This window comes from Streptosporangium sp. NPDC003464, assembly GCF_053588315.1.
This window is the reverse complement of the sequence record NZ_JBSFPS010000190.1, coordinates 1-19,864: the sequence shown is the minus strand read 5'-3', so window position 1 is coordinate 19,864 and position 19,864 is coordinate 1. Positions and strand designations below refer to the sequence as shown.

The window sequence follows — 19,864 nt, the reverse complement described above, 5'->3', positions numbered from 1 at the left end:
GTTCCAGGCTCGTTACACCGGCCCGGATGGGGTGGGGCGGGTGATGGCGCTGCAGGCCCTCGCGGTGGTCTCGGTGGTCGCCACGGCCGGCACCGCGCTGGCCTGGCGCCGTGCCCGGGGCTCCGCGCCGCGGGGGGAGCGGGTACGGCTCGGCCTCCTGCTCGCCGGTGGGACGGTGTTCGTCCCGTGGGCGCTCTACTGGGGGCTGCTGCTCCCGTGACCGCCCCGGGACCCGCGGGGCGGCCGGCGGGGCGGTCAGGACCCGGGGTAGCCGCCCCCGCCGTGGGCGGCGTCGAGGGCGTCGTAGTCGGGGGTGAAGCCCTTCTTGGGGATGGCCTCGACGAAGTCGACGTGCTTGGGCTTCTTGTACGGGGCGAGCCGGGCGCGGACGTGCTCGACGATCTCCTCGGCCGTGGCCTCGCCCCGCAGGGCCACGACGGCCTTCACGGCCTGCCGCCACCGCTCGTCGGGGACGCCGATGACGGCGGCGTCGGCGACGGCGGGGTGGGTCTTCAGCACCCGCTCGACCTCGGCGGGGTAGATGTTCTCGTTGCCGGACTTGATCATGCGGAGCATGGGGCCGACGAAGGTGATCGTGCCGTCGGGCTCGCGGCGGCCGAGGTCGCCGGTGTGGTGCCAGCCGCCGCGCGTCTTGGCCGCGTTGAGCTCGGGCCTGTTGAAGTATCCGGAGAAGAGCGACTTGCCGCGGGCGCAGATCTCGCCCACCTCCCCGGCCGGCACCTCGTCCCCGTCGGGGGCGAGCAGGCGGACCTGGACCAGCGGCGAGGGCCGTCCGGCGGGCCCGGCGGCGCCCGGGGCCAGGCCGAGGAAGGTCAGCATGCCGCCCACCTCGGTCTGGCCGTAGCCGCCCATCTTCGACCGGCACCAGGGGGAGTCGTCCACCGTCGTCATCCCGTCCCATTCGGCGGAGTGGGAGATGAAGCGGAGCGACGTCAGGTCGTATTTGCCGTCCCTGTTCGCCTCCGTCACCGCGTCGATCATCTGGCCGAACAGGAACGCCTGGGTGACCCGCTCGGCGTCGACCAGGCGGCAGACCTCCTCGGCGTCGAACGCCGGGGTGAACACGTTCGTCCCGCCGATCTGCAGGGTGGCCAGGCAGAACATCATCGTGCCCACGTGGAACAGCGGCCCGCTGTTGAGGAAGGTGAAGCCGTCCTCCATCCGGCGGACCACCAGCAGCGCGGTGCTGTGCGCGACCAGCGCGGCGCTGCTGAGCAGGGCCGCGTTCGGGCGGCCGTCGAAGGCGGCGGTGTAGAGGGCGAGCAGCGGGGCCGAGTCGTCGCCGGGCCCCGGCGCCTGGGCGGACCCGCCCGCCGGCCCGCCGGGGTGCCCCTCCGGGCGGGAGGCGGCCGACCCGCCGGACAGGAACGCCTCGTAGCCGGCGCCGGCCAGGATCCAGCCGTCACCACTCAGCGGGGCGGCGGCCTCGGACCGCTCCCAGACGACGACTTTCGGGGTGAGGTCGGCCACGACGAAGGACAGCTCGTCGGTGGACTGCCGCCAGTTGGCCGGGCAGAAGATCGCGCCGAGCCGGGACGAGGCGAGCAGCAGCTCCAGCACCACGTGGCTGTTGCGGCCGAGCCACAGCACCCGCTCCCCGGCGGTGACCCCCCGGGCGGCCAGCGCGTCCGCCAGGCGGGTGACCCGCTCGTCGAGTTCGGGGTAGGTGAGCCGGACCTCGCCGTCCACGACCGCCGTCACCGTGGGACGGCTGCGGGCGTGCTCGGCGAGGACGTCGGACAGGGTCAACTGGTCGATCATCGCGCCTCCTGCGGGGGGCGTACGGCCCGCGCCTCCGCCTGCGGCCGGTGCGCGCCGTACGGGACGGATCACTCGAAAGCCGGCATGACCTCGGCGGCGAAGAACCGCATGACCTTCTTCATCTCCTCCAGCGGCATCGGCCTGGTGCTGCCGAAGTCGCAGAGCAGGTCGGCGAACCCGGCCGCCTCGAGCAGCCGGATCTGGCCGACCACCCGCTCGGGGTCGCCGATGACCTCCAGCTGCTCCCAGCGGAAGTCGTTGGAGACCGAGCCGCCCTTGAGGTAGCGGTCCTGGTAGTACTCGAACCCCTGGGCGGCCCTGCCGGTCCGGGGGTCGATCGGCGCGCTCCGCTCGTTGAAGATCCGGCTCCGGTCGAACATCGCCTCGAACCTGGCCTGGTCCTCGCGGGCCCGCTCGGCCGTCGCGGCGACGTAGACGCTGCGGGCGACCACCAGCTCCGCGGCGGTCACGTCGTGCCCGGCCTCCGCCGCGGTCTCCCGCCAGGTCTCGGCGGCCCGGACCACCTTGCGGAAGGGCGCCGCCGGGTCGGCCAGGATCGGCAGGCCCCGCTCGGCGTACATGGTCACGGTCTCGGGGGAGACGGCCGCCACGTGGATGGGCGGGAACGGGTGCTGGACCGGCCGGGGGACGAGCTCCACCTCGGTGCCGGTCCGGTAGAACTTGCCCTCGTGCCGGAAGGACGGGCTGCCCCAGAGGCCGAGGACGACCTCCAGGGCCTCGTTGAACCGGTCGCGGGCCTCGGCCAGGTCGATGCCGAAGCCCTCGAACTCGAAGCTCTGGTAGCCGCGCCCGATGCCCAGGTCCAGCCGCCCGCCGGAGAGCATGTCCACCATGGCCGCCTCCTCGGCGACGTGGATGGGGTTGTGCAGGGGGAGGACCACGATGCCGGTGCCCAGCCGCAGCCTCTCGGTGCGCGCGGCCAGGTTGGCCAGCATCGTGAACAGGTTGGGCACCACGCCGTAGTCGCGGAAGTGGTGCTCGGCCAGCCGTACCCCGGAGAATCCCAGCTCCTCGGCGAGCTCGACCAGCTCAAGGTGGTAGTCGTAGACGTCCTTGAAGCTCTGGCCGTCGAACCGGTGGAAGAGGTGGAAGGTCGAGAACTTCATCGGCTGTCCCTTGGGGGTCGTCTCCGTGTGTCCCGTTCCGCGCTCCGGGTACGGCCGGCGGCACGTAACCAAGCGCTCGCTTGGGCGAGCGTATCAGTGGTTGCCGCGGACGGTCCAGGCGACCGACTGCGTCAGGAACTTCTCGCGGTAGCCCGGGTCGCGCACATCGGCGGTCCCGTCGGAGACGACCGCGGTGACGGTGCCGCCGTCGCCCATGCCGATGACCTCCACCGAGGTGCGGCCCCGCCAGGGGCGGTGCTCCCTGCCGTCGCGGTACCAGCGGATCGACAGCGTCGGGACCGGGGCGGGCGTCACCGAGAGCGTCGCCCCGCGCTCCACCGGCCGCCCGTTGGGCGTGTGGGAGTCGATCGGCCGGGCGATCGTGTAGAACGACTGGATCATCTTCTCCCGGCCGACCGAGTTGAACTCCCGGCCCAGCGACTTCATCAGCGAGTTGGGGGTGGGCCGGTAGACGCCGTACTGCGTGTAGTAGCCGCCCTCGTAGGCGCCGACGACGTCGCCGTCGGGGCTGGGGGCGCCGAGCCAGTACCACCACTTGGCCCGCTCGGCCCGCATCCGCCCGGCGTCGCGGACGCTGACGTTGACCTCGGAGAACTCGGGGCCGTCGTAGCGGCTGCCGTCGCCCGGGTAGGCGTAGTAGTCGTACTCGTCGGCCAGGTCGCCCAGGGAGTGGCCGAGCTCGTGCGGCAGGACCTCTCCGGCGCGCTCGTTGCCGCCGGAGAAGGTCGCCATCTCCTCGTCGGTGTATCCCGCGCCGCCGTACTTGGCGGAGTTGGCGATCGCCGCGATCTGGTCCACGCCCGGCGCCAGCGCCGCGTAGGACTTCGCGCGGTCCTCGTCCACGCAGAGCAGCCGCTCCAGGCCGTCGCACCAGAAGGTCATCCCGAGCGGGGTGTCCCTGACCACGTCGCGGGCGGGGTCGCCGCTCACGCCGGAGACGGGCGAGGGGATGTCGACCCGCCAGACGTTGAACAGCCGGCGGTAGCTCTTGAAGGGCTCGCGGTTGGACAGCAGCGCCCACTTGGCGGCGACCTGGTCGCCGTAGAGACCGAGCTCGGCCTCGGTGTAGCCGTCACCGAGGAAGACCAGGTCGATCCGGTCCTCGCTCGGCCCGTTGACCTCGACAGGGGTGACCTCGGCGGCGGGCGCGGCCAGGGAACGGGCCCTGGGCCCGGCGGAGGCGGGCACCTCGGCGCGGGTGATGGTGCCGTCCTCGGCGAAGACCTCGACCGGCCTGGCCGGACCCGCGGCACCCGCCGGGAGCGCGGTCGCCGCGGTGGGGGAGGGGGCGGGCGCGGCGGCCAGGGCGGGCGCGGCGGCCAGGGCGGCCGCGCAGGCGGTGGCCACGGCCGCCGTGGCCAGCAGGGGGATTCGGCGCACAGAACTTCCTTTCCGGACTTTCGGAAATGTCATGAGGTGCGCTGATCTTCGACGCCCACCGGTAACGCCCCGATCACGCGGAGGTGACAAGACGGCCCGCCGGAACCGGGGGAGAGCGCATGCGCGCAGGCCAGAGGGGATCCATCACCTCGCAGTGATGGAAAGTGGGATGGGGGGCATACGCTCGTCCGGTGAGCCTGGAACTACGGCACCTGCGCGTCCTGTGCGCCATCTCGGACACCGGCAGCCTGACCCGGGCCGCGGCGCTCCTGGGCACCACCCAGCCCGCGCTCTCGGCGCAGCTCCAGCGGATCGAGCGGGCTCTGGGCGGCAGGCTCTTCGACCGCGACCGCCACGGCGCCCGCCCCACCCCGCTCGGCGACTACGTGCTCGCCCGGGCCCGCACCGTGCTGAGCGGCATGGACGAGCTGCTGCTCGGCGCCGCCTCCCGCCCCGCCGACGGCCCGGTACGGCTCGGCGGGGTCGACGGGCCGATCCTGGTCGGCCTGGTCGACCGGCTCGGCGACCTGCTCGGCGGCCGGGAGGTCACCTCCTACGCCGAGGCGGCTCCGCGCCTGCTGTGCGACCTGGTCGCGGCCCGGCGCCTGGACGCCGCCGTGGTCGTCGACTACGTCGGCCACGAGCTGCGCCCGGCCCCGCCGCTCCGCCAGGAGCAGGTCGCCGCCGAGCCCGTGTACGTGGCGCTGGCCGGCGCCCACCCGCTGGCCGGCCGCCCCGAGCTCGACCTGGCCGACCTCGCGGCGGAGGCGTGGGTGCTGTCGCCCTCCGACGGGGGCGGCTGGCCCGAGTGCTTCCGCACGGCCTGCCACCAGGCCGGTTTCACCCCCCGCGCGCCGCACCAGGCGGCGGACGCCTGGACCATCAGGGAGATCGTCGTCTCCGGCCGGGCCATCGCGCCCTGCCGGGCCACCTTCGCCGAGAGCGACGGGCTGGTCATCCGCCCGCTCCGCGGTGACCCGCTGGTGATGCGGCACCTGCTGGTGTGGCATCCGCGGGGCGCCCTGGCCGCCCATGTGCCCGCCGTACGGGATCTGGCGGCGAGGGTGTTCGCCGACCACGCCCGGGGGCGCCCGGGATATCGGCAATGGCACAGCCGGTAACGTTCCCCGGGTGACTGTCCTTCTGCCCGGTGTGGCGCTCACCGACCACGTTTTCACCGTCCCCCTCGACCACGCCGACCCCGGCGGCCCCACGATCGAGGTCTTCGCCCGCGAGGCGGTGGACCCCGCCAAGCAGGACCAGGACCTGCCGTGGCTGGTCTTCCTGCAGGGCGGCCCCGGCGGCAGGTCGCCGAGGCCGACCGCGGCGGACGGCTGGCTGGGACACGCGCTGAAGACCCACCGGGTGCTCCTGCTCGACCAGCGGGGGACCGGCCGCAGCACCCCGGTCACCGCCGGGACGGTCACCGGGACCGACGCCGAGCTCGCCGCCCGGCTCCGGCACTTCCGCGCCGACGCCATCGTGGCCGACGCCGAGCTGATCCGGCGCCGGCTCTGCGGCGACCGGCCGTGGGAGACCCTCGGCCAGAGCTACGGCGGGTTCATCACGCTGACCTACCTCTCCCAGGCCCCCGAGGGCCTGCGGTCCTGCTACGTGACCGGCGGCCTGGCCGGGCTCGACGCCACCGCCGACGACGTCTACTCCCGCACGTATCCCCGGGTCCGCGACAAGGTGGACCGCTACTTCGCCCGCTACCCCGGCGACTCCGCCCGCCTGGACGCGATCGCCGGCCACCTGCGCCGCGAGGAGGTCCTGCTCCCCGACGGCGACGTGCTGACCGTGCGCCGCCTGCAGACCCTGGGCCTGTGCCTGGGGATGAGCGACGGCGCCGAATACCTGCACTGGGTGCTGGAGGAGGCCTGGAACGGCGAGCGGCTCTCCGACCTGTTCCGCTACGAGGTCATGATGGCCACCGGCTTCGTCGGCAACCCGCTCTACGCGGTCCTGCACGAGTCGATCTACGCCCAGGGCGCCGCCACCGCCTGGGCGGCGCACCGGCTGCTGCCGGGGGAGTTCGGGGAGGAGGCCGAGCCGCTGCTGCCCACCGGGGAGATGATCTACCCCTGGATGTTCGACGAGATCGCCGCCCTCCGCCCGTTCAAGGGCGCCGCCGAGATCCTCGCCGCGGCCTCCGACTGGCCCGCCCTCTACGACCCGGTACGGCTGGCCGCCAACCAGGTCCCGGTGGCCGCCGCCGTCTACTACGACGACATGTACGTCGACGAGAGCCTGTCGACGCGGACCGCCCGCGCGGTCGGCAACGTGCGGACCTGGGTGACCAACGAGTGGGAGCACGACGGCGTCCGCGTCTCCGGCGGCCGGGTGCTGGCCCGCCTGATGGACATGCTCGACGGCGTCCACGGCTGAGGGACCCGGGGTGAGCCGGGTGCCGGGCCCGGCTCACCCGAGCCGCGGCGGCTGACGGGGGACGCGGGTCAGCGCCCGTAGTCCTTCAGGGTGATGGCGCTCGCCGTCTTCCGGGCACTCTTGGCGATCAGCCCTTTCCCGGGAAGGTAGGGCATGAGCTTGTAGTTCTGGTTGAGGAACCAGGCCATGAACCGGCTCTCGGGGACCATCCACTTGCTCACGCCCTCGCCCGACTTCTGGCACCCCGCGACGTAGCCGCGCATGGCCTCCTCGTAGCCGGCGAAGCCCGCCCGGTGGTCGCCGCCGGCGGCCGCCAGCTCTCCGGCGAGGACGTAGGCCCCGACCATGGCCTGGCCGGTGCCCATGCCCGACAGCGGCGAGGCGCAGTAGCCGGCGTCCCCGAGCAGGACGGTCCGGCCCCGTGACCAGCGGTCCAGGCGGACCTGGCTGGTGGAGTCGAAGTAGAAGTCCGGCGCGTCGGCCATGGCCTCCAGCAGCCGGGGAGCCTCCCAGCCGACCCCGGCGAACGCCTCGGCGAGGATCTTCTTCTGCTGCCCGGTGTCGCGGCGGTCGTAGCTCAGCGGCGGCGAGCCGAAGTAGAACAAGGCCCTGGCCTCGGTGTTGTGCCGGGCGCTGTACATCGACACGAGCCTGCCGGGGGTGTTGTAGATCAGCCCCGTGTGGTCCAGTCCCAGGTGGTTGGCGGTGGTGAAGATCGCGCAGTACAGGCCCAGGTCCGTCACGGACCCCGACTCCGGCCCGAAGGCGAGCTCCCGGACCTTGGAGTGCAGCCCGTCGGCCCCCACCACCAGGTCGAACTCACGGGGCGCGGCCCGCTCGAAGGTGACCTGGACGCCGCCGGGTCCGTCGGTCATGGAGGTGATCGAGTCGTCGAAGACGTATTCGGCGCGGTCCTCGGTGGCCTCGTGGAGGATGCGGGCCAGGTCGCCCCGGAGGATCTCGACGTCCCCGCTGAAGACGTCGGCGGGCATGCTGGCGATCCTCCTGCCCGCGCTGTTGACGTAGGACATCGCGCCCATGCCCGTCTGCGCCCGCTGGACGTCGTCCAGGATCCCCATCCGCCTCAGCACGGTGAGGTGCGCCTGGCCGCGGAAGTCGACCGCGTAGCCGCCGTCGCGCAGGGCGGGGGCCCGCTCCACCACCGTGGGGGTGAAGCCGTGGTGGCTCAGCCAGTAGGCCAGCGCCGGGCCGGCGACGCCCGCCCCGGAGATCAGGATGTTCTTGTTCTTGAGCCGCGGTGCTGTGGTCATGCCCGAGAGCATGTCCGGAGGCGCTCACCACCGGCTCACCACGTGCTCACCGGCGCTCACCGGCGCTCACCGGCGCTTGCCGGATCAGTGCCGGGGACCGTGCCGAGGCCGGCCATGGAGTTGATCGGTGACGCCTGGATGGCGGGCTCGGGCACGCCGGCCAGGCGGAGCGCGTCCTCCGGGGCCAGCCGCACGCCCCGGAGGTGGGTGGCCCCGTAGGTCTCCTCGCCCAGGGCGGCCCGCGCGGCGGCGGCCGTGCGCGAGACCTCGGGGCCGTCCTCGGTGATGATCCCCCGTAGGCCGGCGGCCGCGCCGAGCAGCAGGGCCGCCTCCGCCGCGTCGCCCTCCAGCAGCGCGATCCCCGCCAGGGCCTCCACCGGGCGGGCGCTCTCGACGATCGCCCCCGACCGCGCCGCGACCTCGGCGGCCTGCCGGTGCAGCGACCGGGCCCCGTCCAGGTCGCCAGTGGCCTCGGCGACCCTCCCGAGCCCGAACAGGGCGCCCGTCCGGTTCCCGGCGCTCCGCACCCAGCGGGTCTCGAACCGCTCCAGCGCCTGCTCGTACAGCCGGCGCGCCCCGTCCAGGTCGCCCTCCATCCGCGCGATGTCGCCGAGCCCGCGCAGCGCCCCGGCCAGATAGGTGGGACTGCCCACCCGGCGCGCGACCTCGGCCGCCCGCTCGTAGTCGGCGCGCGCCGCCGCGATGCCGGGATCCGCCGGACCCGGACCGCCCTGCCCGGTCCGTGCGGCGCGGACAAGGTAGTCGCCCCGGTTGCAGAGCAGGTCGGGGAGGTCCTCGACCGTGCCGAGCTGCTCGGTGAGGGCGAGGGCCTCCTCGATCAGGACGATCGCCCTCGCGGCGTCGCCGCACATGGCCGCCAGGCCGGCCAGCGCGTCCAGGGCCAGCGCCGTCCCCCACCGGTCGCCGAGCGCGCGGAAGGCGTCGGCGGCCAGCGCGAACTCGTGCTCGGCCTGCCCCGGGTCCCCGGCGGCGAGCTGCGGATATCCCCACAGGAGGTGGACGATGGCCAGCTCCCACGGGTCGGACCCGGTCCGGCCGCGGTCGATCACCGAGAGCGCGACCCGGGGATCCCCCGCACCCGCGTTGATCATCAGCCAGAGGAATGTGAGGATCGGGTGGCGGTGCGGGCGGTCCAGGGCGGCGACGATCGACTCCGCCGTCCGCCGGTGGCGCTCCCACGCCTCCTGGCCGGTCTCGCCCGCCGCCGCGGCCAGGACGCACAGGATGTATTCGTCCTCGAGTCCCGGGGGCGGGCCGTCGCCGATCACGTCCAGCAGCGCGACCGCCTGCGCCGTCGCCGAGGCGCGCATGCCGCGCATCCACAGGTAGGACGACAGGGAGGCCAGCAGCCGCAGCGCGAACTCGACCTCCCGGGTCTCCACGGCCCAGCGCAGCGCGGCCTGGAGGTTCTCGTGCTCGGCGGTCAGGATCCCCAGCCACTCCAGCTGTCCGGCGCGGCGCAGGTGGGGGTCGGCGGTCCGGGCCAGCTCCAGGAAGTGCTCGGCGTGCGCGCGCCGCAGCGCGGCGGTCTCGCCGGCCGCGCCCAGCCGCTCGGCGCAGAAGGCGCGGACCGTCTCCAGCATGCGGTAGCGGCCGCCACTGACCTCCAGCAGCGACTTGTCGGCGAGGGAGTCCAGCATGTCCTCGGCGCCGGGCACCCCGCACACCCGCGCCACCGCCTCGGCGGCCGCGCCGCCGGAGAAGACCGTCAGGCGCCTGGCCACCGTCTGCTCGGCCTCCGACAGCAGGTCCCAGCTCCACGCCACGACCGCGCGCAACGTCCGGTGCCTGGCCTCGGCCGTACGGCTGCCCCGCGACAGCAGGCGGAAGCGGTCGTCCAGGCGGGAGGCGAGCTCCGCGAGGTCGTGCGTGCGCATTCTCGCCGCCGCGAGCTCGATGGCCAGCGGCAGGCCGTCGAGCGCCTGGCAGATCCGCCGCACGGCCCCGGTGGCGGCCTCGTCCATGACGAAGCCCGGCCGTACGGCGCTCGCCCGGTCGGCGAAGAGCCGGGCGGCCGGGGCCGGGCGGAGCGGGCGGACCGGCCACAGGTGCTCGCCGGTGATGGCGAGCGGCTCCCGGCTCGTGGCCAGGATGCGCAGCTCCGGGCAGCCCGCGAGCAGCCGCCCGGCCAGTGCCGCGACCGCCTCCACGAGGTGCTCGCAGTTGTCGAGGACGAGCAGCAGCGGCCGGTCGGCCAGCGCCGCGATCAGCCGGGAGACGGGCGCCGTCTCGGCCGGTCCGGTCAGGCGCCCGCTCTCGCGCAGGCCGAGCGCGCCGAGCACGGCCTGCGCCGGGTCCGGCCCGTCGCGCAGCGGCGCGAGCTCGACGAGGCACACGTCGGGCCGGCGGGCGGCGACCTCGATCGACAGCCGGGTCTTGCCCGCGCCGCCCGGGCCGAGCAGGGTGACCAGGCGTGCGGTGCCGAGCAGTTCGGTGACCCTGGCCACGTCCTCGGCACGGCCGACGAAGCTCGTCAGCTGCGCCGGGAGCGTGCCGGAGGCGGGCCCGGGAGCCACGGGCGGCCCCTCGCCCCGCAGCAGCGCCCGGTGGAGCGCGGCGAGCCCGGCCGAGGGGTCCGCGCCGAGCTCCTCGGCCAGGATCCGCCGTGCCTCCTCGAAGGCGGCCAGGGCCTCGGCCTGCCTGCCGCCGGCCTGCAGCGCGCGTATGAGGAGGCCGTGCAGCCTCTCCCGGAGAGGGTGACGGCCGACCAGCTCCCGCAGCTCGGGCACGACGGCCCGGTGCCCGCCCCGCCGGAGGTCCGCCTCGATCCGGTCCTCCAGGGCCTCGACCCGCAACTCCTCCAGCCGCAGGATCCGCGTCTGGACGGAGCCGGCGTCCGCGGCGTCGGCGAGCGCGGGGCCCCGCCACAGGTCGAGGGCCGCCCGCAGGCGCGTGGCCGCCCGCTCCGGGTCCCCGTCCTCCAGCGCCCGCCGTCCCTCCTCCGCCAGCTGTTCGAAGCGGTGGGCGTCGACGTCGTCCGGGTCGACCGCGAGCCGGTAGCCCGCGCGGACGGGTTCGATCGCGGCCTCCCGCCCCAGGTCCCGGCGTAGCCGGGACACCTGCGACTGCAGCGCGTGGCCCGCCCCGCCCGGCGGCCGCGCCCCGTAGAGGTCGTCGACCAGGCTGTCGGCCGTCACCACCTCACCGGGGCGGGCGAGCAGCAGGGCCAGCAGCGCGCGGCGGGTCGGCCCGCCGACGGGCACCTCGCTCCCGTCGTCCCCCCATGCCCGCGTGGTGCCCAGGATCCCGAATCGCATGGGGACGATTGTCTACCTCCCGCCAGGCAGGCGGGAGCGGGGGCCGGGGGAGCCGGGCGCGTGACGCGGCCCGCTCAGGGGGCGGGGAGCTCGGTCAGCGGCAGCCGTACCTGGAAACGGGTGTCGCCGGGCACCGACTCCACGCGCAGGTCGCCGCCGTGCCGGCCGGCGACGATGCGGAAGGAGATGTCCAGGCCCAGCCCGGTGCCCTCACCGACGGCCTTGGTGGTGAAGAACGGCTCGAAGATCCGCTCCCGCAGCTCCTCGGGGACCCCGGGGCCGGTGTCGCAGATCTCGATCAGGGCGGTGGTGTCGTGCTCCAGGCGGGTGCGGACGGTCAGCGTGCCGCTGCCGGCCATCGCGTCCAGCGCGTTGTGGATCAGGTTGGTCCACACCTGGTTGAGCTCTCCGGCGTAGCCGGGCAGCGGCGGCAGCCCGGGGTCGTAGTCGGTGGCCACGCTGATCCCGGGCGGGATCTTGCCCCGGAACATGGTGAGCGTGCTGTCCAGCAGCTCCCGGACGTCGACCGTCTGGTAGGGCGCGCGGTCCATCTGGGAGTACTGCTTGGCGGAGGCGAGCAGCGAGGAGATCCGCTCGGTCGCGTCGGTCACCTCGTTCAGCATCTGGTTGATCTCGATGGCCTCGGCGAGCCAGTGCATCGCCCCGGACAGGTGCTCGTCGCCGACCGCGCCGCGGACCTTCTCCAGCCCGCCGGGGCCGAAGCCGGCGGCCACCAGCGGCGGCGCGAGCTCCCAGCCGTCGTCCACCCCGGCCTCCTCCAGCGCGTCGCCCAGCTCCTCCTCGGCGTCGGAGATCTCCAGCGGGGAGCGGGCGGGCGGGTTCCCGGCCCTGTCGGTGCAGCTCTCCTGCATGTCGATCAGCCCGCGCAGCCGGTCGGCCGAGATGCCGGCCTCGGTCAGCCCGGCGAGCTGCCGCCGCGACAGCCGGATCTTGCCCCGCAGCTCGCCCACGGCCCGCACGGCCGCCGCCGCCGGGTTGTTGAGCTCGTGGGTGAGCCCGGCGGTGATGGTGCCGAGCGCGGTCAGCCGCTGCCGCCGGTCGATGATCTCCCGCTGGGCGAGCCCGCCGAGGCGCACCCCGTCGAGCAGGTGGACCGCCATCGGGAACCACTCGCCGATCATCAGGCCGTACTTCTTGGCCGGGAGCGCGAAGACCCGTGAGGGCTTGGTCGCGCGCAGCGAGTGGGAGTAGGTGGCCGGGGCGCGGTCGCCCAGGTAGGCGGAGGTCGCTCCGGCGTAGACCCCGGGCTGCGAGGTGGGGGTCATGGTGACCACCCCGGCGGGGGTCTCGGTGGACATGACGATCTCGCCGTCGATGAGCACCAGGAAGCACTCGGCCGGGTCGCCCTGCCGGATGATCGGCTCGCCGGCGCCGAACTCGCGCTCCTCGCCGTGGGAGGCCAGCCACTCCAGCTTCTCGTCGTCGAGCTTCTCGAAGAGGAACAGTCCACGGAGGACGTCCGTGCTGATCATCTGGCCTCCTTCGTCGCCCATGGTCCAGTCGCAGCCCACGATGGGGCGCTCGGCCCGTCCGGTCATGCCTTCTCCAGGTAACGGTGGACGAGCGCCACGGCCATCGCCCCCTCGCCGACCGCGGAGGCGACCCGCTTGATCGAGTCGGCGCGGACGTCCCCGGCGGCGAAGACCCCGGGCACGTTGGTCTCCAGGTGGTACGGCTCGCGCCGGAGCGGCCAGTTGCGGGGACGGCTCTCGGCGGAGGTCAGGTCGGGCCCGGTCAGGACGAAGCCCTTGGCGTCGCGCTCGATCGTGTCGCCGAGCCAGTCGGTGAGCGGTTCGGCGCCGATGAAGACGAACAGCCACTCGGCCTCGACCGTCCGCTCGCCGTCCGGGCCCTTCAGCGTGAGCCGTTCCAGATGGTCGTCGCCCTCCGCGCCCACCACCTCGGTCTCGGTGTGCACCTCGATGTTGGAGATGTTCGAGATCTGCTCGATCAGGTAGTGCGACATGGACTTCTCCAGCCCGTCGCTCCGGACGATCAGGTGGACCTTGCTGGCGTATCCCGACAGGTAGACCGCGCCCTGCCCGGCCGAGTTGGCCGCGCCGACGATGTAGACCTCGCGATCCCTGCACTCGGGCGCCTCGGTCACGGCCGCGCCGTAGTAGGTGCCCCGGCCCACGAAGTCGTCCAGGCCCGGGGCCGCCAGCCGCCGGTAGGAGACGCCGGTGGCCAGGATCACGGTGTGCGCGGCGATGCTGCTGCCGTCGGCGAAGCCGACCACCCGGGCCTGGCCCTTGACCTCCAGGCTGGTGACGGTGCGGGCGGTGAGCAGCTCCGCGCCGAACTTCAGCGCCTGGCGGCGGGCGCGGTCGGCGAGCTGGGAGCCGGAGACGCCGTCGGGGAAGCCCAGGTAGTTCTCGATGCGGGAGCTCTGCCCGGCCTGCCCGCCGGAGGCGTGCTGCTCGACCATCACGGTGCGCAGCCCCTCCGAGGCCCCGTAGACGGCCGCGCCCAGCCCGCCGGGGCCGCCGCCGATGACGATCAGGTCGTAGAAGTCGGTGGCCGGGGCGGTGGACAGGCCCACCGCCCCGGCCAGCTCGGCGGTGGTGGGGGCGGTGAGCGTGGTGCCGTCGGAGGTGATGACCAGCGGCAGCTTGGCCGGGCTGATCTCGCACTCCTCGCCGGCGGCGGCCAGCAGCTGCGCGCCCTCGGGGTCGTCGGCCAGCACCCAGCGGTAGGGCACCTGGTTGCGGGACAGGAAGTCGCGGATCTTGTAGGAGCGGGCCGACCAGCGGGCGCCCACCACCCGCAGCTCGTCGGACTCGCGCCGCTCGGCCCGGTGCCAGGCGTCGAGGAGGGCGTCGAGGACCGGGTAGAACTTCTCCTCCGGCGGGTCCCACGGCTTGAGCATGTAGTGGTCGAGATCCACCACGTTGATCGCCTGGATCGCCGCGTCGGTGTCGGCGTAGGCGGTCAGCAGCACCCGGCGGGCGTACGGATACAGGTCCATGGCCTGCTCCAGGAACTCCACGCCGTTCATCTGGGGCATCCGGTAGTCGGCGAGGATCGCCGCGACGTCGTCGCCGCGCAGCCGGAGCTCGCGGACGCTCTCCATCCCGGCGAGCGCGGTGTCGGCCCGGACGATGCGGTAGGAATGGCCGTAACGGCGTCGCAGGTCGCGTGCCACAGAACGCGAGACGCCTGGATCGTCATCGACCGTCATGATGACCGGCTTATCCATGACCTGCCTTCCCCGGAAAATTACGACAACCTACCTCGAAGGATGTCACATCCCCCCATGAGGGATCACCTCGGCGGGAGCTCGGGGGCGGGGCATCCGGCGGCGCGGAGCAGGGCGGCCGGCCGTCCTCGGCCGGCGCGCAGACGCGTGAACTCCGGGTCGCTGGTCCAGAACTCGCGCAGCGACTCGTGCCCGACCCGGTCGGCGATGATCTGCAGGGCGATGTCGTGCCTGATGTATTCCACCGCCATCAGGACCACGGCGGGGTCCTCGGTGTAGACGCCCCAGGCCGAGCCGTCGACGAACCCGCCGACCAGGGCCTCGCGGCGGTCGCCGGCGACGACCAGGAGGCGGCAGCCCAGGCTCTCCATGATCACCTCGGGGGAGGAGAACCGGTGCTCGTACAGGTGTCCGACCGCCTCCTCGGCGGGGCCGAAATGCATCACCGAGGCGTCGACGCCACGCTCGACCGCCCGCCTGACCAGCGGGGAGAGCCGCTTCATCTCCTCCGGCCAGATCGACAGGAACAGGTCGGTGCGTGCGGCGGCCAGCACGTCCTCGGCCCGGGCGAGCAGCGCCTCGGCGTCCTTGAGGTTGTGGATGAGGTGGGCCTCGGGCGGCGCCACGATCGTGGGCAGCGCGGCCTGCAGTGACTCGATCGAGTCGTCGAACTCCCGGCGCATGCGTTCCAGCAGCGACCGGGGCGGCAGCGGCAGGTAGTCGGTGGCGTCCTCGGCCCCGCGCACCTCGTAGGCCGCGCCCTTGGCCACCAGCTTGCCCAGCGTCTCGTAGACCGTGCTGCGCGGCACGCCGGACCGCTTGGCCACCTCGTAACCGTTGAGCGGCTGCCCGGAGCCGACCAGCGTCACGTAGGCCTTGGCCTCGTAACCCGACATGCCCAGGCGCTGCAACTGTTCCACTACGTCCCGCATCGCAGTCATGGTACGGCGCGCGGTGGTAGTTTCGCGTGGCCCTAAAGCGCCTTATTCGACGGTATTTATCGTCGCGGGGCTCAGGGCCTTGAGGGCGAGTTCGAGGACGGTGTCTGCGTACTCGTGCGTCAGGGGGTTGGTGCACAGCACCCAGCGGTGGTAGATCGGCGCGTACAGCAGCTCCACGGCGACGCCGAGGTCCACTCCCTCGGCCACCTGCCCGGCCCGCTGCCCGGCGCGCAGCCGGTCTTTGGTGACCTCCAGGAGCGGTCCCAGGACCCGTCCGGTGATCTGGGTGTTCAGCGTGGGATCGGTCAGCGACTCGACGGCCAGCGCCCGGGTGATCGTGTCGATCTTGGGGTCGTTGTACTCGTCGACGATGGCCCGCAGCACGCCCCGCAGATCGGCCCGGATGTCACCGGTGTCGGGCAGGGCGATGGCGCCCTCCTCGTCCTCGCTGAGGGCGAGCACCGCGTCCACGAGCACCGCGCCCTTGGACGGCCACCAGCGGTAGATCGTCTGCTTGCCCACGCCCGCGCGGGCCGCGATCGCCTCGACGGTCAGCTTGGCGTAACCGACCTCGGCGACCAGGTCGAGTGCGGCGTTCAGGATGGCCCGGCGCGACTGCTCGCTGCGGCGGGACGGGTTGGGTGTCTTCACCCGGCCGAATATACCAAAGGCGAGTCGAAACGTATCGTCTTGTCGTAGGGGCAACAGAACGGCGGGCCGCGACCACCCCCGGCAGGGTGGTCGCGGCCCGCCGCGCGTGCCCGGTCAGACCTGGCCGGCCTTCTCCAGGGCGGAGCAGCAGGTGTCCACCATGAGGCGGGTCACCAGGTAGGGGTCGACGTTGGCGTTGGGGCGACGGTCCTCGATGTAGCCCTTCTTGTCCACCTCGACCTGCCACGGGATGCGGACCGAGGCGCCGCGGTCGGAGACGCCGTAGCTGAACTTGTTCCACGGGGCGGTCTCGTGGTGACCGGTGAGACGCTCCTCGATGCCGGCGCCGTAGTGCTTGACGTGCTCCTCGGCGTTGACGGCGAGCGCCTCGCAGGCGGTGATGATCGGGTCGTAGCCCTCGCGCATCGCCTTGGTGGAGAAGTTGGTGTGCGCGCCCGCGCCGTTCCAGTCGCCCTTCACCGGCTTGGCGTCGAGCGTGGCGGCGATGTTGAAGTCCTCGGCGACGCGGTAGAGCAGCCACCGGGCGATCCACAGGTGGTCGGCGACCTCCACCGGGCCCGCCGGGCCGACCTGGAACTCCCACTGGCCGGGCATGACCTCGGCGTTGATGCCGGAGATCGCCAGACCGGCCTCAAGGCAGAGGTCGAGGTGCTTCTCGACGACCTCGCGGCCGAAGACCTCGTCGGCGCCGACGCCGCAGTAGTAACCACCCTGCGGGGCGGGGAAGCCGCCGATCGGGAAGCCGAGCGGGCGGCCCTCCTTGAAGAAGGTGTACTCCTGCTCGATGCCGAACCACGACTCCTGGTCGGCGAACCTCTCGGCCACCGCGACGGCGGCGGCGCGGGTGTTGCTGGAGTGCGGGGTCATGTCGATGTCGAGGACCTCGCAGAGCACCAGCACGTTGCTGCCGCCGCGGATCGGGTCCGGACAGGTGAACACCGGCTTGAGCACCCGGTCGGAGGAACCGCCGTTGGCCTGGTTGGTGCTGGACCCGTCGAAGCCCCAGAGCGGGAGCTCGGCGCCGTCGGCCAGGATCCTGGTCTTCGAACGGAGCTTGGCGGTCGGCTCGGTGCCGTCGATCCAGATGTATTCAGCCTTGAAGGTCATCGGCGGAGTCCTTGAGGAGAAAGTGGTCTGCTGCTCTCAAAGAGTTGCAAGTCGCGATTTCGCATCTGTTGCCCGAATGTGAACAGGATGTTACTCAAGCCCGTTCGGCTGGGCAGATAGCCTGCGGAAAGTTTGCACAGGGCGATTCCAGGGCTGTGAGCTGCGGGTCTGTGCTCTCCGTCACTGTTACGCCGGCTCTCCGAGGTGCTCTCCGTCACTGTGACGTCAGCCCTCCTAAGTGCTCTCCGCCGCCGTGACGTCACTCCTCCGAGATGCCGAAGAAACGTGCCGAGATGGACTCGTGGGCGAGGCGGCGCATGACGTCGAGGACCCTGCCGTGCACGACGGTCCCGACGACCAGGGCCTCGACCGCGGCCTCGCGGGGGCCGTCGAGGGGGATGGTGCCGATCTCGTGCTCGACGACGAGGTTGACGGCGGCCTCGGCGTAGGGGCGCAGGGCCTCACCGGTGGCGGGCATGCCGAGCTGGTCGAGGGTGAGGATGGCCTGGGCGAGCTCGACGCGGGTGGGGGCCTCGGGGTGGACCCGCCAGCCGAGGTCGGTGATCAGGCGGTCGGTCTCGGCGCGGGCGCGCCGCCAGTCCTCGTCCTCCTGGTGGGACTCGACCGCGGGGGCGATGGCGTAGTGGGCGGTGCCGAGCACCTCGTGCATGCCCAGGCTCTCGTCCTCCACGGCGGCGATCACCTTGCGGATGGCCGCGATGGGCAGCCGCCCGACCTCCAGCAGCGCGCGGATCAGCCGTAGCCGGCGGAGATGGCTCTCGCCGTACTCCGCCCTGGTCGCCGCGGTCTGCTCGCCCGGGGGGAGCAGACCCTCGCGCAGGTAGTACTTGATCGTGGGGATGGGGACGCCCGACGCGGCGCTGAGCTGGGATATCCGCATTATTGGATAGTACAGCTAACCAATGCGGGGTCTCGCCCGCCGGTGCCGGTCAGGGCACCCTGGCGACCGCGCCGAGGATGCTGGGCCGGCTGAAGTCGACGGTGACGTCCTCGTCGAACTCCGGGCGCCAGGCCTCGACGGGGACGACGCCGGGAGGCAGCACGTCCAGACCGTCCAGGTAGGCGGCGAGCTCGGCGGGGCCGCGTGAGGTGATCGACCCGGCGGTGGTGGAGCCGTAGACGTCGTCCGCCCTGGCGCGCGTCTCCGCGCCGGTCCGGCCGGCGTAGGCGTGGGAGAGCACCAGGTGGCTGCCGGGGGACAGCACCTCCCGCACCGAGGCGATGATCTGGTCGGCGACGGCGTCGTCCGGGACGAAGTGCAGCATCGCCAGCAGGATCACGGCCACCGGCTCGTCGAAGTCGATGCTCGCGCGCACCTCGGGGTGGTCGAGCAGGGCCTTCGGCTCGCGCATGTCCGCCTGGATCACGGTGGTGTGGGGGTTGTCGCTCAGCAGGGCCCGGCCGTGGGCCAGGACGATCGGGTCGTTGTCCACGTAGGTCACCCGGGCGTCGGGGGTGATCCGGTGCACCACCTGGTGGACGTTCTCCTGGGTGGGCAGCCCGGAGCCGATGTCGAGGAACTGGCGGACCCCCCGGGCGGCGAGCTCGCTCACCGCCCGGCGGAGGAAGGCGCGGTTGGCCTGGGCCATCTCCCGGACGCCCGGGACGATCTCGATGAACTTCTCGGCCGCCGCGCGGTCGGAGGCGAAGTTGTCCTTGCCGCCGAGGTAGTAGTCGTACATGCGGGCCACGCTCGGGACCGTGGGATCGATCCCCTGCGGCGCCTGTTCCCCGGCCATCACGATCTCCTCAGCCCCGACCGCGCCTCGATCGGACGAGGCTCACCGGAGATTTTAGACGATCTTCGACTGCGCTTGACGGCCGCTCATGTTCCGTCCCGCGTTCCGTCCTGGAGCGAGGGGCGGACGTCGATGACCGCCATCCCCGCGGCGAGCGCGGCGGCCACCCCCTCGTCGGTGTCCTCGTAGGCGACGCAGGCGTGCGGGGCGACGTCCAGAAGCCGGGCCGCCAGCAGGTAGACGTCGGGGGCGGGTTTGCCGTAGCGGACGTCGTCCCTGGTCACCACGGCGTCGAAGAGCGGGCGCAGGCCGGTGGCGCGCAGGGTCTCCTCCACCGCCTGGCGGGCCCCTCCGGAGGCGACCGCCATCGGCACCCGGCCCCGGTGCGCCTCGGCGACCGCGGCGACCGGCCGGTGGGGGGTGACGGTGTGGATCAGCCACTGGTAGGCGTCGAGCGCCGCCGCCCGGACCGCCGGGTAGTCCAGCTCCGCGCCGGTCTCGGTCTCCAGCTCGGCCAGCAGGCGGTCGCCGGACAGGCCGGTGCGGGCCCGGTACCATGCCGGGTCGAGCTCCACCTCCCAGTCCGCCAGGGCCGCGCGCCAGGCGGTCTCGTTGGCGGAGGCGGTGTCGACGAGGGTGCCGTCGCAGTCGAAGACGAGGGCGGCGTACGGCATGGTGGGGCGGAGTCGTTGGTCGAGCATGATCGCCTAACGCGTAGGTGTGGATCTTCGGGCAAGACTACCGCGCGTTATACCGAGCAAGCGCTTGCCTAAGTAGCGTGCGCGGGCTAGCGTGACGGGCGATGGCCGCGGTCCGAGGCGGCCGGGTGGCGGGGACCGTCCGGGCCCGCCGCCCCGCCCGGAGACGCCGCTGGATCTGCGTCGGGGAGGCCAGCAGCCGGTGGATGCTGAGCAGAT

Annotated in this window: 15 protein-coding genes and 1 pseudogene; 3 read left to right on the top strand and 13 right to left on the bottom strand. The window is 73.0% G+C overall.

Annotated features, from left to right (window positions below; translation table 11 throughout):
- Positions 1 to 220, top strand: a pseudogene (locus ACWDS7_RS32970) (hypothetical protein); the annotation flags it as partial.
- 35 nt (positions 221 to 255) lie between these two features.
- Here ACWDS7_RS32970 and ACWDS7_RS32965 read toward each other — a convergent pair.
- From ACWDS7_RS32965 to ACWDS7_RS32955, 3 genes are all read right to left on the bottom strand, one after another.
- Positions 256 to 1,782 (bottom strand): AMP-binding protein, encoded by a 1,527-nt coding sequence (locus ACWDS7_RS32965; protein ID WP_451932438.1) that lies wholly within the window; start codon positions 1,780 to 1,782, stop codon positions 256 to 258.
- A gap of 68 nt (positions 1,783 to 1,850) precedes the next feature.
- Positions 1,851 to 2,909, bottom strand: a complete 1,059-nt coding sequence (locus tag ACWDS7_RS32960; RefSeq protein ID WP_306856795.1) for an LLM class flavin-dependent oxidoreductase — start codon at positions 2,907 to 2,909, stop codon at positions 1,851 to 1,853.
- A 93-nt stretch (positions 2,910 to 3,002) separates the two neighbouring features.
- Positions 3,003 to 4,310, bottom strand: coding sequence for a M64 family metallopeptidase (locus tag ACWDS7_RS32955; protein ID WP_451932437.1), 1,308 nt, complete (start codon positions 4,308 to 4,310; stop codon positions 3,003 to 3,005).
- Between the two features lie 191 nt (positions 4,311 to 4,501).
- Between ACWDS7_RS32955 and ACWDS7_RS32950 the strand changes: the two genes are divergently transcribed.
- Together ACWDS7_RS32950 and ACWDS7_RS32945 are read left to right on the top strand one after the other, a co-directional pair.
- The gene (locus ACWDS7_RS32950) at positions 4,502 to 5,431 is read left to right on the top strand and encodes a LysR family transcriptional regulator (protein ID WP_451932436.1); all 930 of its coding nucleotides are present in this window, start codon (positions 4,502 to 4,504) and stop codon (positions 5,429 to 5,431) included.
- 10 nt (positions 5,432 to 5,441) lie between these two features.
- A complete protein-coding gene (locus ACWDS7_RS32945; RefSeq protein ID WP_306856798.1) occupies positions 5,442 to 6,698 on the top strand; it encodes an alpha/beta fold hydrolase in 1,257 nt (418 codons plus the stop codon).
- A 68-nt stretch (positions 6,699 to 6,766) separates the two neighbouring features.
- On the opposite strand, the gene ACWDS7_RS32940 is transcribed toward ACWDS7_RS32945, so the two are convergent.
- From ACWDS7_RS32940 to ACWDS7_RS32895, 10 genes are all read right to left on the bottom strand, one after another.
- Positions 6,767 to 7,969 (bottom strand): FAD-dependent monooxygenase, encoded by a 1,203-nt coding sequence (locus tag ACWDS7_RS32940; protein ID WP_451932435.1) that lies wholly within the window; start codon positions 7,967 to 7,969, stop codon positions 6,767 to 6,769.
- A gap of 56 nt (positions 7,970 to 8,025) precedes the next feature.
- Complete coding sequence (locus ACWDS7_RS32935) at positions 8,026 to 11,247, bottom strand: BTAD domain-containing putative transcriptional regulator (RefSeq protein ID WP_451932434.1); 3,222 nt, start codon at positions 11,245 to 11,247, stop codon at positions 8,026 to 8,028.
- A 74-nt stretch (positions 11,248 to 11,321) separates the two neighbouring features.
- Positions 11,322 to 12,806, bottom strand: a complete 1,485-nt coding sequence (locus ACWDS7_RS32930) for an ATP-binding protein (RefSeq protein WP_451932433.1) — start codon at positions 12,804 to 12,806, stop codon at positions 11,322 to 11,324.
- Positions 12,803 to 14,449, bottom strand: a complete 1,647-nt coding sequence (locus tag ACWDS7_RS32925) for an FAD-dependent oxidoreductase (protein WP_451932432.1) — start codon at positions 14,447 to 14,449, stop codon at positions 12,803 to 12,805. The genes ACWDS7_RS32930 and ACWDS7_RS32925 overlap by 4 nt, the downstream gene beginning before the upstream one ends.
- An 83-nt stretch (positions 14,450 to 14,532) precedes the next feature.
- Positions 14,533 to 15,399: a TrmB family transcriptional regulator gene (locus ACWDS7_RS32920; RefSeq protein ID WP_451932431.1), complete on the bottom strand. Its 867-nt coding sequence runs from the start codon at positions 15,397 to 15,399 to the stop codon at positions 14,533 to 14,535.
- A 51-nt stretch (positions 15,400 to 15,450) separates the two neighbouring features.
- Positions 15,451 to 16,059 (bottom strand): TetR/AcrR family transcriptional regulator, encoded by a 609-nt coding sequence (locus ACWDS7_RS32915; RefSeq protein WP_451932430.1) that lies wholly within the window; start codon positions 16,057 to 16,059, stop codon positions 15,451 to 15,453.
- 114 nt (positions 16,060 to 16,173) lie between these two features.
- The gene (glnII, locus tag ACWDS7_RS32910; RefSeq protein WP_451932429.1) at positions 16,174 to 17,187 is read right to left on the bottom strand and encodes a glutamine synthetase; all 1,014 of its coding nucleotides are present in this window, start codon (positions 17,185 to 17,187) and stop codon (positions 16,174 to 16,176) included.
- 259 nt (positions 17,188 to 17,446) lie between these two features.
- A complete protein-coding gene (locus tag ACWDS7_RS32905; protein ID WP_451932428.1) occupies positions 17,447 to 18,088 on the bottom strand; it encodes a MerR family transcriptional regulator in 642 nt (213 codons plus the stop codon).
- 49 nt (positions 18,089 to 18,137) lie between these two features.
- On the bottom strand, positions 18,138 to 18,947 hold the full coding sequence (locus tag ACWDS7_RS32900; RefSeq protein ID WP_451932427.1) for an SAM-dependent methyltransferase: 810 nt from the start codon (positions 18,945 to 18,947) through the stop codon (positions 18,138 to 18,140).
- 86 nt (positions 18,948 to 19,033) lie between these two features.
- Positions 19,034 to 19,648 carry an HAD family hydrolase gene (locus tag ACWDS7_RS32895; RefSeq protein ID WP_451932426.1) on the bottom strand — a complete coding sequence of 205 codons (615 nt, stop codon included), beginning with the start codon at positions 19,646 to 19,648 and terminating at the stop codon, positions 19,034 to 19,036.
- Positions 19,649 to 19,864: the final 216 nt, after the last annotated feature.

Coding starts and splice junctions, on each gene's coding strand:
- ACWDS7_RS32930 (WP_451932433.1), bottom strand. CDS start 12,806: ATGACCGGACGGGCCGAGCGCCCCATCGTGGGCTGCGACTGGACCATG.
- ACWDS7_RS32895 (WP_451932426.1), bottom strand. CDS start 19,648: ATGCTCGACCAACGACTCCGCCCCACCATGCCGTACGCCGCCCTCGTC.
- ACWDS7_RS32960 (WP_306856795.1), bottom strand. CDS start 2,909: ATGAAGTTCTCGACCTTCCACCTCTTCCACCGGTTCGACGGCCAGAGC.
- glnII (WP_451932429.1), bottom strand. CDS start 17,187: ATGACCTTCAAGGCTGAATACATCTGGATCGACGGCACCGAGCCGACC.
- ACWDS7_RS32900 (WP_451932427.1), bottom strand. CDS start 18,947: ATGGCCGGGGAACAGGCGCCGCAGGGGATCGATCCCACGGTCCCGAGC.
- ACWDS7_RS32935 (WP_451932434.1), bottom strand. CDS start 11,247: ATGCGATTCGGGATCCTGGGCACCACGCGGGCATGGGGGGACGACGGG.
- ACWDS7_RS32905 (WP_451932428.1), bottom strand. CDS start 18,088: ATGCGGATATCCCAGCTCAGCGCCGCGTCGGGCGTCCCCATCCCCACG.
- ACWDS7_RS32940 (WP_451932435.1), bottom strand. CDS start 7,969: ATGACCACAGCACCGCGGCTCAAGAACAAGAACATCCTGATCTCCGGG.
- ACWDS7_RS32920 (WP_451932431.1), bottom strand. CDS start 15,399: ATGCGGGACGTAGTGGAACAGTTGCAGCGCCTGGGCATGTCGGGTTAC.
- ACWDS7_RS32965 (WP_451932438.1), bottom strand. CDS start 1,782: ATGATCGACCAGTTGACCCTGTCCGACGTCCTCGCCGAGCACGCCCGC.
- ACWDS7_RS32925 (WP_451932432.1), bottom strand. CDS start 14,449: ATGACGGTCGATGACGATCCAGGCGTCTCGCGTTCTGTGGCACGCGAC.